Annotated in this window: 13 protein-coding genes; 7 read left to right on the top strand and 6 right to left on the bottom strand. The window is 35.5% G+C overall.

Annotated elements, in window-relative coordinates; translation table 11 throughout:
- Positions 1-261 precede the first annotated feature (261 nt).
- The 5 genes from EM308_RS11840 to EM308_RS11820 all read right to left on the bottom strand — a co-directional run bounded on the left by EM308_RS11840 (position 262) and on the right by EM308_RS11820 (position 4863).
- Positions 262-1194: a hypothetical protein gene (locus EM308_RS11840; RefSeq protein WP_035635216.1), complete on the bottom strand. Its 933-nt coding sequence runs from the start codon at positions 1192-1194 to the stop codon at positions 262-264.
- Between the two features lie 80 nt (positions 1195-1274).
- Positions 1275-2399 (bottom strand): SDR family oxidoreductase, encoded by a 1125-nt coding sequence (locus EM308_RS11835; RefSeq protein WP_035635234.1) that lies wholly within the window; start codon positions 2397-2399, stop codon positions 1275-1277.
- Positions 2400-2520: 121 nt separating this feature from the next.
- Positions 2521-3393 carry a nucleoside phosphorylase gene (locus EM308_RS11830; RefSeq protein WP_035635214.1) on the bottom strand — a complete coding sequence of 291 codons (873 nt, stop codon included), beginning with the start codon at positions 3391-3393 and terminating at the stop codon, positions 2521-2523.
- An 86-nt stretch (positions 3394-3479) separates the two neighbouring features.
- Positions 3480-3809, bottom strand: a complete 330-nt coding sequence (locus tag EM308_RS11825; RefSeq protein WP_035635210.1) for a translation initiation factor — start codon at positions 3807-3809, stop codon at positions 3480-3482.
- Between the two features lie 103 nt (positions 3810-3912).
- A complete protein-coding gene (locus EM308_RS11820) occupies positions 3913-4863 on the bottom strand; it encodes an isopenicillin N synthase family dioxygenase (protein ID WP_035635208.1) in 951 nt (316 codons plus the stop codon).
- 169 nt (positions 4864-5032) lie between these two features.
- On the opposite strand from EM308_RS11820, the gene EM308_RS11815 reads away from it, so the two are divergent.
- The gene (locus EM308_RS11815) at positions 5033-7009 is read left to right on the top strand and encodes an alpha-ketoacid dehydrogenase subunit alpha/beta (protein ID WP_035635207.1); all 1977 of its coding nucleotides are present in this window, start codon (positions 5033-5035) and stop codon (positions 7007-7009) included.
- A 383-nt stretch (positions 7010-7392) separates the two neighbouring features.
- Here EM308_RS11815 and EM308_RS11810 read toward each other — a convergent pair whose 3' ends face one another.
- Complete coding sequence (locus tag EM308_RS11810; protein WP_051877677.1) at positions 7393-9093, bottom strand: putative transporter; 1701 nt, start codon at positions 9091-9093, stop codon at positions 7393-7395.
- Positions 9094-9378: 285 nt separating this feature from the next.
- Between EM308_RS11810 and pckA the strand changes: the two genes are divergently transcribed.
- The 6 genes from pckA (at position 9379) to hisH (ending at position 16930) form a co-directional block, all read left to right on the top strand.
- Positions 9379-10998 carry a phosphoenolpyruvate carboxykinase (ATP) gene (gene pckA, locus EM308_RS11805; RefSeq protein ID WP_035635205.1) on the top strand — a complete coding sequence of 540 codons (1620 nt, stop codon included), beginning with the start codon at positions 9379-9381 and terminating at the stop codon, positions 10996-10998.
- Positions 10999-11608: 610 nt separating this feature from the next.
- Positions 11609-12466: an ATP phosphoribosyltransferase gene (gene hisG, locus EM308_RS11800; RefSeq protein ID WP_035635203.1), complete on the top strand. Its 858-nt coding sequence runs from the start codon at positions 11609-11611 to the stop codon at positions 12464-12466.
- A 98-nt stretch (positions 12467-12564) separates the two neighbouring features.
- Positions 12565-13854, top strand: a complete 1290-nt coding sequence (gene hisD / locus EM308_RS11795) for a histidinol dehydrogenase (RefSeq protein ID WP_035635201.1) — start codon at positions 12565-12567, stop codon at positions 13852-13854.
- 234 nt (positions 13855-14088) lie between these two features.
- Positions 14089-15129, top strand: coding sequence for a histidinol-phosphate transaminase (gene hisC, locus EM308_RS11790; protein WP_035635199.1), 1041 nt, complete (start codon positions 14089-14091; stop codon positions 15127-15129).
- Positions 15130-15132: 3 nt separating this feature from the next.
- Positions 15133-16269, top strand: coding sequence for a bifunctional histidinol-phosphatase/imidazoleglycerol-phosphate dehydratase HisB (gene hisB / locus EM308_RS11785; protein ID WP_035635197.1), 1137 nt, complete (start codon positions 15133-15135; stop codon positions 16267-16269).
- 79 nt (positions 16270-16348) lie between these two features.
- Entirely contained in the window at positions 16349-16930 is a 582-nt protein-coding gene (gene hisH, locus EM308_RS11780) for an imidazole glycerol phosphate synthase subunit HisH (protein WP_035635196.1), read from the top strand.
- Positions 16931-16947 lie beyond the last annotated feature (17 nt).

The raw sequence follows: 16947 nt of genomic DNA, 5'->3' as shown, positions 1-16947 counted from the left end.
AGTGAGGGATAGGAGCAAGCTACCGAAGTAGCGCGGATAGCCCGACCGCGTTGAGGAAAGGGGCGTATGAGCGTTCCTATGATTTAGCCCCTTTTCTCAACGTGGGCACTCCCAAATTAACCTTAAATAGCATTAAGTAAACTTTATGATTTTCTCGCAGAGACGCAAAGTTTGGAACTTATTTCTTTGCGCCTCAGCATCTTTGCGAGAGTTATATTTCGAAAATTTTATTGAGAACTTACGAAGAATATTATCTTTAATTTACTCCAAAGTCAAAGCTCCCAATATTTCTTCGGAGAGAAAGGGTCCTCCTGGATATTTTGCCGTGTAATCGAGATTTAACCAAATTTGTCCATGCTCATCGATATGGTAGTTAAGTTGTTTGTCTCGGCTTTCTTCAGGAAACAAAACATTTTTTATCAAGTAATTTACATTTTCGAGATCATTCTTGCTTCCAATTAAAATTTCGGGGTAGATATGACCTTTTGTATGGATAAGTCTTGGTGTTCCGCCGATAGAACGTACGCAGGCTGCCATCAATATGGAATGATCGTCGCAATCGCCCGAAAAATATAGCAATGATTCGCGAGCTGAGGCAATATAATCACCGTTTTTCGGGTCGTTTACATAATTCCAACGACTGTTAATTTCTTTGAAAACAGCAAAACACTGAATTAAATTTCGATATTCCGAATAGCCCCGAATATGTTTAAAATGTCTTGTCGTAGCCATTATGGCAAAGTTTCGCACCTTCGGATTCTTGTACTCGATTGCTCGCAATATTTCATTTTTATTTGGAAAAGGCAATAATTTGGCTATAATTATATCCTCCGGAAAAGGATTATTATTCATTGAGTAAATCATTGAATTGTAATCATCGAAAACAGAATTGAAGTTAAAAGTACCAAATAAACTTCCGTAAATGAGCATCAATATATACAACCCCAAACAAATGATACTTATGGTTCTCAACGCATATATAACGCCATAAACTATTGCAAAAACGAAAATAAAAAGCAGTATTCTGTCTAAACCAAAAAGCCACTGAGGGTCAACTAAATTTTGGTGGAATACTATAAATAGAGGGATTGTAATGATAATACTTAAAAAAAAGACAACAAAGCTATCCCAAGGTTTTTTCAACCGAAACTTTTCCCTTATCAGATAAAAATTCTCTTTGTTAAACTGTATCATTTTTTAAAGTCACTGAGATGCTAAGATACTAAGTTTCTTAGACTCTTAGCATCTTAGAAACTCAGAATCTTAGCAACTTCTTATACATTGATATCCTTAAAATCATTGGATATGGCATAGCGAATCATATTGGTAAATGCTTCACTGTCCAATTTTGGAATTTCAAGAATTGAATTCAGCAAAGTAGTATCATATTCGTTGGGATTGGTAATGAAATACGGTTTTAAATGCTTGCCGATACTTTCATAATACAGCTTTTCGATGGTGTTTTTGTATTTGAAATCCAATGGGTTTTTGATTAAAGTAAAATTAGTATAACCTACTTCTTTCATAATCAGTTGCAAACCTTTTACTATATTAAAACTTTTGTCATTTACGATATTCAGTTGTTCGATATCGTCACGCTCGAAAGTATTGACAATCACTTTAGACACATAATCTACAGGAATGATGTTCAAACCCGTTTCTTCGTTAATGATAAAACGAACGTTTTCCTGTTCGCCTTTTCGTTGGGAAGTGAAATGAAAAAACTTAGCCAAAAGATAAAAAACCATGTATTTTGGAATAAAATAAGGACTTTCAGTTCCCAACATTTTGCCACCAATAACGCTTGGTCTCAGAATTTGGAATGGTAATCCCAATCTTTTACATTCTTTTGCGATGAAATTCTCCGAATGAAATTTGGCGTCTTCATACGCATTGCGGTGTTTTGGCTTGAAACCAAGATTATGAAAATCATTTTCAATCAGTCCGGCGCGAATTCCTGAAGAAAAAGCCGTCCCTATATAAACGAATTTCTTGATAAAAGGATGAAAAGTATTGAAAAGCGATTGGGTTATTTTGGCATTTTCGTCAAAAATTTTCTTCTTCAGTTTCTCGTCTGTAGATAAATTCACGTATCCGGCAGAATGGATAAAGTAAGCTCCTTTTATTTTTTCGGAAAAAGTATCTTGAAGATTTGCCAAATCCGAATCGATGATTTCGATATAGCGATGAAGATTTTCTAAACCACATTTTTTCAAAATCTCGGGAGTATAATCACTGGTTAAAAGTTCGTTAACACGTTCTATGGCGCTAACTTTTCCTTTATTTCTGGCAATAATAAAAAGCTTTCCGTTTTTATTTTGTTTTATAAAAAGCTCCAGTATGTCGTACATAATGTGAGATCCCAAAACCCCAGTTGCTCCAGTAAGAATTATTTTCATTGCTTGATTTTTCAAAAAAACAAAGATAGTTTTAAAAAGAGAATTTTGACATAATAAAAATCTGCAGAAATCTGCGTGCATTTTTATTCACGCAGATTTCCGCAGATTAAGTTATAATCTTTTAATTTTCTGCTAGTTTTTCCAACGCATAAATAATCAATTCGTCAACCGCTTTGTAAGGATCGCTACTAAAAGTTCCGTTGGCACGGTTGGCCACAATGGCATTCAAAGACAACGCTTGATGCCCCAAAAGAGTGGAAAGCCCATAAATTGCAGATGTTTCCATTTCGAAATTGGTAATTCGGGTATCGCCAAAATAGAAATTATCCATTTTGGAATTCAGTTCCCTGTCCTGAATATCCAAACGCAAAATACGTCCTTGAGGACCATAAAAACCTCCTGCAGTTGCTGTAATTCCTTTGTGGACAATATCACTGTCCATTTTTTTCTTCAAATCCGGAGAACAAGGAATAATAGCAGGTCTGCCTTTTCGTAAATCCCAATTGGTATGTTCTATAAATGCATTTTCCATTTCAGCATTTGATATGCTGTCAATCAAATAGGAGCGGAGCATATTGTCAAGTCCCAAGCCAAATTGCCCCATCACAAAACTATCCACGGGAATATCGGCGTGCAATGACCCCGAAGTTCCTATACGGATGATGTTTAACGATGTAAGCTTTTCTTTTGGCTTTCTGGTTTCCAAATCAATATTTACCAACGCATCCAATTCGTTGATTACAATATCAATATTATCTGGCCCAATTCCGGTAGACATCACCGTTAGGCGCTTACCTTTATAAGTTCCTGTTTGAGTTTTGAATTCCCTTTTTTGGATTGAAAATTCAATAGAATCAAAATGTTTCGTGATTTTTGCCACACGATCCTGATCGCCCACAAAAATAATATCATGGGCAATTTGTTCAGGTTTTAAGCTAAGATGATACACACTCCCGTCGGGATTGAGTATTAATTCGGATTGTTGTATAGCCATGTTTTTTTTGTTTAAGGTTTTATTTGTTTAAAGTTTAAAGATGTATAAGGCTTAAACAACTTTAAACCTTAAACTCCAAACTTTTTTTACCCTCCAACTCGTTTCACCTTAAATCCTTTTTCTTTTAAGATAACCATTATTTTATCACGGTAATCACCTTGAATGATAATAGAATCGTCTTTGAAACTTCCGCCAACACTCAGTTTAGTTTTTATTTCTTTTGCTAAGATTTTAAAATCTTCGTCAGTTCCTTCGTAGCCTTCTATGATAGTGGTCGCTTTTCCTTTTCTTTTTTCGAATTTGCAAATCATGGGTTCTTTCTGAACATACAATTCATGCGGTTCCTGTTCTATTGCTTCTTCGGGAGCCATTTCATGGTCTGGAAAAAGATTTTTCAGTTGGTCTTTTAAATCCATTTTTTTATTATTCTAAAAAATAAAACTCAAATTATAAATTCCAAATTCCAAAAGTGTATCATTGAAATTTGGGATTTAAAACTTGGCATTTTTAATTTGTTATTTATTTTTTAATTAACCCTAAATCAACAAGTCGTTCGTATAAAAACTCCCCGGCCGTGATATCCTCATACTTTTTAGGATTTTCGGTATCAATGCAGTTTTCCAAACAATTTAATTTCATGTCACTCACAGGGTGCATAAAAAACGGAATGGAATAACGAGAAGTACCCCATAATTCTCTTGGCGGATTAACCACTTGATGAATTGTAGATTTCAACTTGTTATTAGTATGACGCGATAACATATCGCCCACATTAATCACCAATTCATCTGGCTCTGCAACAGCATCAATCCAATCACCATTATGGTTTTGCACTTGTAAACCTTTGCCTTGAGCTCCCATCAACAAAGTGATCAAGTTGATATCACCGTGAGCCGCAGCTCTAATAGCATTTTCAGGTTCAGATGTAATAGGAGGGTAGTGAATAGGTCTTAGGATTGAGTTTCCGTCTTTAGCATATTGGTCAAAATAAAATTCATCCAATCCAAGGTGCAGTGCCAAAGCTCGCAATACATAAACACCTGTTTTTTCAAGCATTTGGTAAGCTTCTTTACCGACAGCATTAAAACGAGGTAATTCTTTTACTTCTACATTCTCAGGATATTCCGATCCGTATTTGGAATCTTTGTCAACATATTGTCCAAAATGCCAAAACTCTTTTAAATCTCCTTCTTTGCGGCCTTTGGCATGCTCTTTTCCAAAAGAGACATAACCTCTTTGTCCACCAATTTCAGGGATTTCATAGCTGTGTTTTGTTTCTAATGGCAACGAAAAGAAATTTCGAATTTCGCCATACAATTCATCAACCAATTGATCGTTTAAAAAATGTCCTTTGAGCGCTACGAAGCCTATATCTTCGAATGCACTTCCGATTTCATTTACAAATTTTTGTTTACGTTTCGGGTCGTCCGAAAGGAAATCACGCAAGTCAACACTAGGAATGTTTTGCATATTATGTCTGTATTTAATACTTTGAAGTTTAGAACTTCGCAAATGCAAATGTAAAAAATAAAACAAATAAGTTATTTTAAAAACATATTACATTTTAAAATAATATAACAAACCAAACCTAAACTGTTGTATTTTTATATCTTTGAAATATTCAATAAAGAGCCTAAAAATGAATTTTGACAAAAAAAAATTATCAAACGATACTTTATTAGATTTATATAAAAAAATTCTGAAACCGAGATTAGTAGAAGAAAAAATGCTAATTCTTATTCGTCAGGGAAAAGTTTCTAAATGGTTTTCAGGAATAGGACAGGAGGCTATTTCGGTAGGAATCACAGCGGCATTGGATTCAGATGAATACATTCTGCCCATGCATCGCAACTTGGGCGTTTTTACAGGAAGAAACATTCCGTTGTACAGATTGTTTTCTCAATGGCAGGGCAAAGCCAATGGTTTTACCAAAGGGAGAGACCGGAGTTTTCACTTTGGAACACAACAATATAAAATCATTGGAATGATTTCGCATCTTGGCCCACAAATGGGTGTGGCCGATGGAATAGCATTGGCCAACAAATTAGAGAAAAACGGAAAAGTAACCGCCGTTTTCACAGGCGAAGGCGCAACAAGTGAAGGCGATTTTCACGAAGCACTAAATATTGCCGCCGTTTGGGATTTGCCTGTTTTTTTCATTATTGAAAATAACGGATACGGTTTATCGACACCAACCAATGAACAATACCGCTGTAAAAATCTCGCCGACAAAGGAATTGGTTACGGAATCGAAAGCCATATCGTAGACGGAAACAATATATTGGAAGTTTTTAATTTATTGACCGAATTAAAAGCATCAATGATTGAAAATCCACGACCTATTTTATTAGAATTTAAAACATTCCGAATGCGCGGGCATGAAGAGGCGAGTGGTACAAAATATGTTCCTCAGGAATTAATGGATATGTGGGCAGAAAAAGATCCTGTCGACAATTATAGAAAATTTTTATACCAAAATAATATTCTTACCAAAGAGTATGATGACGAAATTCAGTTTGAAATAAAAAAAGAAATTGAAGAAAGTTGGACTATTGTTAATGCCGAAGTCGAAATAGTTCCCACCTACGAAGGAGAATTAAATGACGTTTACAAACCTTTTGATTTTGAATACTTTCCTCCAAATAAAGAAACTGAGAATATCCGCTTTATAGACGCTATTTCCAACGGTTTGAAACAATCAATGGAACGCCACGAAAAGTTGGTTATTATGGGACAAGATATAGCTGAGTACGGTGGCGCTTTCAAAATCACAGATGGTTTTGTGAGTCAATTTGGCAAAGAACGTGTTCGGAACACGCCTATTTGCGAAAGCGTCGTAATTTCTGCCGCTATGGGTTTATCCATTAACGGTTACAAATCTATTGTCGAAATGCAATTTGCCGACTTTGTTTCTACCGGTTTCAATCCAATCGTTAATTTACTGGCTAAATCACATTACCGCTGGATGGAAAAAGCCGATGTTGTGATCCGAATGCCTTGTGGAGCCGGAACTCAAGCCGGACCTTTTCATTCCCAAACAAATGAAGCTTGGTTTACAAAAACTCCAGGCTTAAAAGTGGTTTATCCTGCTTTTCCGCTTGACGCAAAAGGTTTACTGAACGCTTCAATCAACGACCCAAACCCTGTGCTATTCTTCGAACACAAACAATTGTATCGAAGCCTGTCACAAGAAGTACCTGTCGATTATTACACCATTCCGTTGGGGAAAGCCGCTTTACTAAGAGAAGGAAATGATATTACGATTATTTCTTTTGGCGCAGCTGTACATTGGGCTTTGGAAACATTGGATAAAAACCCCGAAATAAAAGCTGATGTACTGGATTTAAGAACATTACAGCCTTTGGATACAGAAGCGATTTATTCTTCGGTTAAAAAAACCGGAAAAGTGATTATTTATCAGGAAGATTCTATGTTTGGCGGAGTTGCTAGCGATATTTCGGCATTGATTATGGAAAATTGTTTTAAATACCTCGATGCGCCTGTAAAACGTGTGGCAAGTCTTGATTCTCCAATTCCTTTTACAAAAGCACTCGAAGATCAATATTTGCCGAAAGGCCGATTCGAAAAAGAATTAAAATCACTATTGGAGTATTAATAACTTACTTATTTTTAGGAGCAGAACCATTAGCTTTTCAGAGAAACAGTTGTCCCGCTCTCCGTTACAATCTTGCAAACCGAACCCCGGTTTACAAGGATTTTCACTGCGATCGGGGCTAAAGATGAACCTTTTTTGCTTTTCACAAGCATCCAAAAATATCTGCGAAAATCTGCGTGAAAAAATTAGCACACAGATTTTCACAGAATGTTTTTAATAATTAACTGGGAAGTTTCAATTATCTAATTACCACATTATCTAATTACCACATTATCTAATTATCTAATTACCACATTATCTAATTACCACATTATCTAATTATCTAATTATCTAATTATCTAATTATCTAATTATCTAATTATCTAATTATCTAATTATCAAACTCAACTCGCAAAAAGCAAAATAAGGAGCTGTGCCACCAATATTCTGCTAATGGTCACCAAAGGATAAACCGTTGCATAGGATTGATTAGGAATATCAGAATCTAGGTATTTGGTACTAAAAGCCAATGCTGCTGGATCAGTATAAGAACCGCTCATAATTCCCACCATTTGGTAAAAATTAAGTTTAAAGACAAAACGGCTGATAATTACTAATAGGGCTAACGGAATAAAAGTTATGTAACAGCCATAATAAATCCACATCCAACCATCGTTTGCCACAAAATTATCGTAGAAACCATGTCCCGCTTTTATTCCGACTGCGGCAAAGAATAAACAAATCCCGAAATCCTTCATAAAATGAATTGCCCCATTGTTGATATACGAATGAATAACCCCGACGCCACCGTACCTGCTGATAAATATTGCAGCCATCAGCGGTCCGGCAGCCAATCCTAATTTCAGAGGAACCGGGAGAGACGGAATCATTATGGGAATGGAACCGATAATAACCCCAAAAATCAATCCTCCGAAAAGTGATAAAAAATCTGGTTCCAAAAGTATTTTCTTAGAATTACCAATGATTTTTTCGGCTTCGGAGATGGCTTCTTTATTTCCTACCACCAGTAAAGTGTCTCCATAAAAAAGTTCCAATGTTGGCTGTGCCAAAATTTCTAAACCGGAGCGAACAACACGAGTCACTTTCAACCCAAATTGATTATATAAGTCCAATTGTGCCAATGTTTTATGTGTGGCTGTTTTCTTGGTTACACTAATAATTTTGGTTGTAATATCGTCTTCCGATTCGATAAACAAATCAGTTGAAATTTTTCCAATAATTTCAACAAACTTGGTGCTATTTTTTTGCTTGGCAACCACCATCAAAACATCCCTATCTTTTAAAATTGAATCTAATGAAGGTGAAAAGACCACTTTGGTTCCGCTTTGTTTTTGTCTTGAAACAATCACACCCTCAATATGATATTCTTTAAATAGCTGGCGGATTGTTTTTCCAACTACTTCGCTGTTTGTAACCCTGCATTTTTGTCGGACAATCTTATTTTCAGAATCTTTATTTTTTTCCTGAAGCAAGGTTACTTCTTTGGGTAAATCAATTTTCAAAAAGTTTTTGGCCAAAATTATAATGAGTATGATTCCAAAAACTCCAATAGGATAAGTAATCGCATAAGCAATGGTTGGGTCAGAAAAGTAATCCGAAGGGAGTTTTAATTGCTTTTGAATTTCAATCAAAGTAGATTTTGCAGCGCCCAAACCAGGTGTGTTTGTAACCGATCCCGACATTAAACCGACAGCATTTTCAATTTTTACATTAGCAATCAAATGAATTAAATAAGCAATAATTCCACCAAGAAGAACTGTTCCGACTCCCAAAGCATTAAAAATCAACCCTTCTCTTTTGAAAGAGGAAAAAAAGCTGGGGCCAACTTGGATTCCAATACCATAAACAAACAGGATTAAACCAAATTCCCGTACAAATTGGATTAATTCTGCATCCATACTAAAACCCAAATGACCCAAATACAATCCCACAAACATTACTGCGGATACTCCTAATGAAACATTGCCGATTTTGATTTTTCCTGCAAAAAAACCAACACTAATAGCTAAAAACAATACAAGCAAAGACTGATTCATTTCTGGTGTATCAGTCGGTGTAAACAATATTCTAAACCATTCAAACATAATACTACATTTTAGCGTGAATAATGATGTAAATGAATCATTATTTTTAGTAATTTTATATGACAAAAATCAGATTTCTGTGGTTTTACTTCATACAATTACAACGTTCCTAATAGTAATCAATTAAAAGACAAAAAAATCCTGTAAAGCCTTGAAAAACAAAGAAAAAGCACGAAATCGTTTGCGTAATTTTTCTTACAAACATGACAAAAATCATCTTATTTTTTTATCTGTTAAAGTATATTTGAAGAGAGATCAATACAAAAAACTTCTAAATAAAAAAATATGAAAAACATCAAAATTATTCAGGAATTGCACAATTTAGGAATCACTGGTTATCATGAAGTTGTATACAACCCTTCTTACGAAGAATTATACCAGGCAGAGGTTTCCCATAAAAGAAAAGGATACGAAAAAGGAGCTTTGACCGATACAGGTGCAGTAGCAGTAAAAACGGGAGTTTTTACAGGACGCTCCCCAAAAGACCGATACATTGTAAAAGATTCTGTTACCAGGGACACTATTTACTGGGATGATAAAGTAAACTTTCCAACAACGCAGGCCGTTTATGATGATTTGAAAGCTTTGGTCTTAAAACAACTTTCAACATCGCCAAAATTGTACGTAGTCGATGCTTTCTGTGGTACAAATCCCGACACAAGACTTAAAGTTCGTTTTGTAATGGAAGTAGCTTGGCAGGCACATTTTGTAACCAATATGTTCATCAGACCTTCAAACTACGAGCTGGAAAACTTTGGACAACCTGATTTCATTGTAATGAACGGTTCCAAAATAGTAAACCCGAATTGGAGAGAACAAGGATTGAACTCCGAAAATTTCGTCGTTTTCAACCTAACGGAAAGAATCCAGCTTATTGGCGGAACTTGGTATGGTGGCGAAATGAAAAAAGGAATGTTTTCCATGATGAATTACTACCTGCCTCTAAAAGGAATGGCATCTATGCACTGTTCTGCCAACGTGGGCGAAAAAGGAGATGTTGCCGTTTTCTTTGGGCTTTCGGGAACTGGAAAAACCACTCTTTCTGCCGATCCAAAAAGATACCTTATCGGGGATGATGAACACGGATGGGACGACCACGGAGTATTTAACTACGAAGGTGGCTGTTATGCAAAAGTTATTGATCTTTCCGAAGAAAACGAACCAGACATTTGGAGAGCTATCAAAAGAGATGCTTTGCTGGAAAATGTAATCGTAGACGAATACGGAGAAATCGATTATTATGACCACTCAATTACTGAAAATTCAAGAGTTTCTTACCCAATTTATCATATTAACAAAATTGTATTACCTTCTAAAGCTGGACACGCCAGCAAAATTATCTATCTTTCTGCTGATGCCTTTGGAGTATTGCCTCCGGTATCTATCTTAGACGATGATCAGGCTCAGTATCACTTTTTATGCGGATACACCTCAAAACTGGCAGGAACCGAAAGAGGAATTACAGAGCCCGTACCTTCTTTCTCACCGGCATTTGGGGAAGCATTCTTAACATTGCATCCAACCATGTATTCTAAAACATTGATTGGAAAAATGAAAGAACACGGAGCTAAAGCTTATTTGGTAAACACAGGTTGGAACGGAACCGGAAAAAGAATTTCACTAAAAAACACAAGAGCCATCATTGACGCCATCATCAGCGGTGAAATCGATTTGGCTGAAACAAAAACAATTCCATTCTTGAATTTGACAATCCCAACGGCATTACCACAAGTAAGTCCAGGAATTTTGGATCCAAGAGATACTTATAAAAATGACGACGAATGGGAACGTAAAGCAAAAGATTTGTCTGCACGTTACATTCAGAATTTTGAACAATATACAGATACAGAAGAAGGAAAACGTTTGGTTGCTGCCGGCCCCTCACTTGAAGCTGTATTAAATTAGTTAATTCATTATTAATTCCTTTTATGTTAATTAAACACCTGTTATTACAAAAAATCTGTAATGAACAGGTGTTTTAATTTTTATTTTAAATCAAAATCAAATTGACAGTACATTTTTTAATTTAACCCGTTGGGTGCAAATATTTTTTAACACATAGAAACATAGAATTTATAGTTTTTAAAAAAAGTTGCATAACCGTTTCACTTCTCACATAGATTGGCTATGTGGAAAATAGTGCTATTTCTATTCGGTGATTTATAAAATCTATGCTTCTATGTGTTTCATTTTTTATTTAAACATAATTACCACCAACAGATTTAATTTAACAAATAATTAGTGAAACGTTAAAATAAAAATTGGATTGTAATTGATTTATCTTCTATATTTGCACAAGAAACAAAGAGTTATCTATTTTATTAAAGTTATGTTATCAATCCAGTTACATCATCATCATTCTCATAATTGCTCTCAAGCGATGTGTTAATGGTATGCGTGTAATTCACAATAATCTAAACCCGTTTGAGTACATCAAGCGGGTTTTTTATTTCAAATCTGTAGTGCTCAAACAAAATAGCAAACAAACATTAAACAACTAACAACAAACTTAAAAATGAGTACACTTAAAATTGCAATTCAGAAATCTGGACGTTTAAACGAAGAAAGCATCCAAATCCTAAAAGATTGCGGAATTTCCATAGATAATGGAAACGACCAATTAAAAGCCGATGCAACCAATTTTCCTCTGGAAGTTTTGTATTTAAGAAATTCGGATATTCCTCAATATTTAATTGATGGAGTGGTTGATATTGCCATTGTTGGTGATAATCTTTTGATAGAAAAAGGGAAACATATCAAGGTAATTCAAAAATTAGGTTTTTCAAAATGCAAAGTTTCTGTAGCTGTTCCAAAGACTTTTGAATACAACTCAATAAAAGATTTAGAAGGAATGCGCATCGCAACTTCTTATCCTAATACGGTTATTGAATATTTTTCATCATTTGGAATGAATGTAGATATTCACCAAATCTCGGGTTCAGTCGAAATTGCTCCCAATATTGGTCTTGCAGATGCTATTGTCGATATTGTATCAAGTGGAAGTACTTTATTCAAAAATAATTTAAAAGAAGTTGAGGTAATTTTGAAAAGTGAAGCTGTTTTGGCGGTTTCTCCAAAAGTTACTCCCGAAGTTCAATCTATAATCGATACTTTAAAATTTAGAATCGAATCGGTTTTAAGAGCAAGAAAATCAAGATACATTTTGATGAATGTTCCCAATGAAAAAATTGAAGAAGTTGGAAAAATTCTGCCTGTATTACGAAGTTTAACTGTATTGCCTTTGGCACAAGAAGGATGGAGCAGCGTACACTCGGTGATTGACAAAGACACTTTCTGGGAAGTTATTGACAAATTGAAAGAAGTTGGAGCCGAAGGGATTTTGGTTTGTCCAATCGAGAAAATGGTACTATAATCCCCCTAACCCCCGAAGGGGGAACTCATAAGTAAAACAATAAAAATACAGGCTACCTCTCCTGTAACAATTCCCCCATTGGGGGCTAGGGGGATAAAATGAAAAAAATATACAATCCAAAACCGGAAACTTGGTCAGCCATTTTGGAAAGACCAACCAAAACAGTTGACGATATCGAAGCAACTGTAAAAGGAATTTTCAAGGAAGTACAAACCAAAGGAGATTTTGCTGTGGCAAAATATACATCTCTTTTTGATGGAGTTTCAGTTCCTGAATTGGAAGTTTCACAAACCGAAATAGCAACTGCAATTGCGACTATTTCCAATGAATTAAAAGAAGCGATTCAATTAGCCAAATCGAATATTAAGAAATTCCACGCTGCGCAAAAAACAAATCGCATTACCGTTGAAACCACCGAAGGCGTAAACTGCTGGCAGGAAAAAAGACCTATTCAAAAAATTGGTTTATACATTCCCGGCGGAACCGCTCCTTTGTTTTCGACTGTATTAATGCTTGCAGTTCCTGCTAATATTGCAGGCTGTAGCGAAATAGTTTTGTGTTCGCCTCCGGATAAAAACGGAAACATCAATCCCGCTATTTTGTATGCCGCTTATTTATGTGGTGTTACAAAAATCCTTAAAGTAGGAGGGATTCAAGCCATTGCCGGAATGACTTTCGGAACGGTTAGCATTCCAAAAGTGTATAAAATTTTCGGCCCAGGAAATCAATTTGTTACTGTTGCCAAGCAATTAGCTACGCAATTTGGTGTTGCAATCGATATGCCGGCAGGCCCATCAGAATTGTTAATTGTTGCCGACGATACTGCCAATGCTGCTTTTGTTGCTTCCGATTTACTTTCTCAAGCTGAACACGGAACAGACAGTCAGGTAATTTTAGTTTCGACTTCCAAGCAATTGATTGATGAAGTAGAAAAAGAAGTACAATCACAAATAGAAGTCCTCCCTAGAAAAGCAATTGCCGAAAAAGCCATTGCAAATTCAAAATTGATTTATGTTGAAAATGATAAAATTGCATTGGAATTAATCGACGAATACGGACCGGAACACTTTATTATTTGTACCAAAGACGAAGATTTTTATGTAAATAATATTGGTAACGCTGGTTCTGTTTTCATAGGAAACTATACTCCCGAAAGTGCAGGAGATTACGCATCTGGAACCAATCATACTTTACCGACGAATGGTTACGCCAAAAATTACAGTGGTGTAAACCTTGATAGTTTTACCAAATCGATGACTTTTCAAAAAATATCAGAAAAAGGAATCCAAAACATTGGTCCGGCCATCGAAATTATGGCTGAAGCTGAAGGATTACAAGCACATAAGAATGCAGTTACTTTGAGGTTAGAATCCTGCAAAGTTTCATAAAACTTGTAGGTATTTATAATAATATATTGCCCACAAAGTTTGTCATTCCGACGGAGGAGGAATCTCCGTTAGATACTCGACAAAGATTGAAGATTGTGATTGCAGAATTACTTACGGAGATTCCTCCTCCGTCGGAATGACAATGTTGTGTTAAAAATTAGTTGAATAATATCTTACTCAACTCTTCCAAACACTAATATTTATAAAATCTAAAGGAGTAAAAAATAAATAATAATGAAATTCGACATAAATACAATAACACGTGATAATGTAAAAGTTTTAAAGCCTTATTCGTCTGCAAGAGATGAATTTGAGGATTTTGACACCGCCGATATGGTTTTTTTGGATGCTAATGAAAATCCTTATAACAGCGGTGTAAATCGTTATCCTGACCCGCAACAGGCTTCGGTAAAAAGTATATTAGCAAAGCAACATAACAGGAGTCAAAACCAAATGCTCCTTGGAAACGGAAGTGATGAAGTTTTGGATTTGATTTTCAGGGCATTTTGTGAACCAAAAAAAGACAATGTAATCACATTGCCGCCAACTTACGGAATGTATGGCGTTTTGGCTAATATTAATGCGATAGAAAACAGAGAAGTATTGCTTTCAACGGATTTTCAGCCTCAAATTGATAAAATCTTCAAAGCGATTGATGACAATACCAAAATGATTTTTCTTTGTTCGCCAAATAACCCAACCGGAAATTCCTTTTCGGAAGAAAGCGTAGTTACTTTATTGGAAAAATTCAAAGGTTTAATTGTGATTGATGAAGCCTATATTGACTTTTCAGAAAAAGAAAGTTGGTTGAAAAAAATAGATCAATATCCAAATTTAATTATCACTCAGACGTTGTCAAAAGCCTATGGTTTGGCCGGAATTAGATTGGGAATTTGTTATGCATCGGCAGAAATAATTTCGGTTTTAAACAAAATAAAACCACCGTATAATGTAAACGAATTAACTCAAAAAAGAGCTTTGGAAAGGTTAAACGACACTAAAGCTATAAAACATGAAATAGAATCAATTATTGAGCAAAGAGAAAAGTTACTTAAAGTATTACTTGAGGTGTCTTTTGTGAAAAAAATCTATCCAACTGAGGCTAATTTTGTTTTAATAAAAGTGGATGATGCCAATAAGAGATACGATGATTTAATTGCCAAAGGAATTGTAATCCGAAACAGAACTACACAGCCGCTTTGTGAAAATACTTTGCGTTTGACTATCGGGACAGAAGAAGAAAATAAAAAATTAATTGAAGCATTAAAAGCTTAAAAAATGAAGAAAGTACTTTTTATAGATCGTGACGGAACGATAGTTTTAGAACCGGAAGGATATCAATTAGACAGTTTAGAAAAACTGGAATTTTACCCAAAAGCGTTTCAGTATTTGGCAAAAATCGCCAAAGAAATGGATTACGAATTGGTTATGGTAACCAATCAGGATGGGTTGGGAACTAATAGTTTTCCGGAAGATACATTTTGGCCAACGCAAAACTTTATTTTAAGAGCTTTTGAAAATGAAGGCGTTCTTTTTGATGATATTTTTATCGACCGTTCTTTTCCCGAAGACAATGCACCAACCCGCAAGCCAAGAACCGGAATGCTGACGAAATATATTGATAATCCTAATTACGATTTGACGAATTCTTTTGTTCTTGGTGATAGAATTACCGATGTAGAATTGGCTAAAAACTTGGGTGCAAAAGCCATTTTCCTAAAAGCTGAAGAAGATTTGGGAGTAGCCGAAATCTCAAGTAAAAAAGAAGAACTAGACGAAGTAATTGTATTGCAATCAACCGATTGGAAAACTATTTATGAGTTTTTAAAACTCGAAGCGCGTTCGGCATCGATTTCAAGAAAAACCAATGAAACCGATATTTACATCAACCTAAACCTTGACGGAACTGGAAAAAGTAAAATCGAAACCGGAATTGCATTTTTCGATCACATGCTTGACCAAATCGCGCGCCACGGACAAATGGATTTGGAAATTTTGGTAAAAGGTGATTTAGAAGTAGATGAACACCACACGATTGAAGATACAGCAATTGCTTTGGGAGAAGTTTTTGCCAAAGCATTAGGAAATAAATTAGGCATTGAGCGTTATGGTTTCTGTTTGCCAATGGACGATTGTTTGTCGCAAGTAGCCATTGATTTTGGAGGCAGAAACTGGTTGGTTTGGGAAACCGAATTCAAACGCGAAATGGTGGGCAAAATGCCAACGGAAATGTTCTATCATTTCTTTAAATCGTTCTCTGACGGAGCCAAAGCCAACATCAATATCAAAGCAGAAGGAACCAACGAACATCACAAAATCGAAGCTATCTTTAAAGCTTTTGCAAAAGCGATAAAAGTAGCCGTAAAACGTGACACAGAGAAGATGATTTTACCAAGTACGAAAGGGATGCTATAAAAATTTTGTTTCAGGTTTAAAGTTTCAAGTTCTATAGAGCAACTTGAAACTTTAAACCTGAAACCTGAAACAAACAAAAATGAAAATAGTAATCATAAATTACGGAGCAGGAAATATTCAAAGCATAATGTTTGCCATCGAAAGATTGGGATTTAAAGCAGTTTTGAGCAATAATCCTGAAGAAATTAAAGCGGCAGACAAAGTGATTTTTCCGGGAGTGGGAGAGGCAAGTTATGCGATGATGATGCTCAAAAAAAGTGGATTGGATACGTTGATTCCCACGTTGAAACAACCCGTTTTGGGAATCTGCTTGGGAATGCAGTTGATGTGCAACAAGTCGGAAGAAGGAAACACGGAAGGTTTGGGTATTTTTGATGTGAATGTTATCAAATTTTCTCCCAAAGTAAAAGTGCCTCAAATGGGTTGGAACACCATTTACAACTTAAAATCGGATTTATTCAAAGGAATTGCCGAAAACGAATACATGTATTTGGTACATAGTTTTTATGCACCAATTTGCAAAGAAACCATCGCTACAACTGATTATGAAAATGAATATTCATCAGCTTTAGAAAACGATAATTTCTACGGAACCCAATTTCACCCCGAGAAAAGCGGTGATGTGGGAGAAAAAATCCTTGGGAATTTTTTGAAGTTGTAAATATTTTAAATGGCAAT

It is taken from the genome of Flavobacterium gilvum (assembly GCF_001761465.1).
In the GTDB taxonomy this organism is placed as follows: domain Bacteria; phylum Bacteroidota; class Bacteroidia; order Flavobacteriales; family Flavobacteriaceae; genus Flavobacterium; species Flavobacterium gilvum.
The sequence above is the reverse complement of the archived record's forward strand: the minus strand, read 5'-3'. Positions and strand labels throughout refer to the sequence as shown.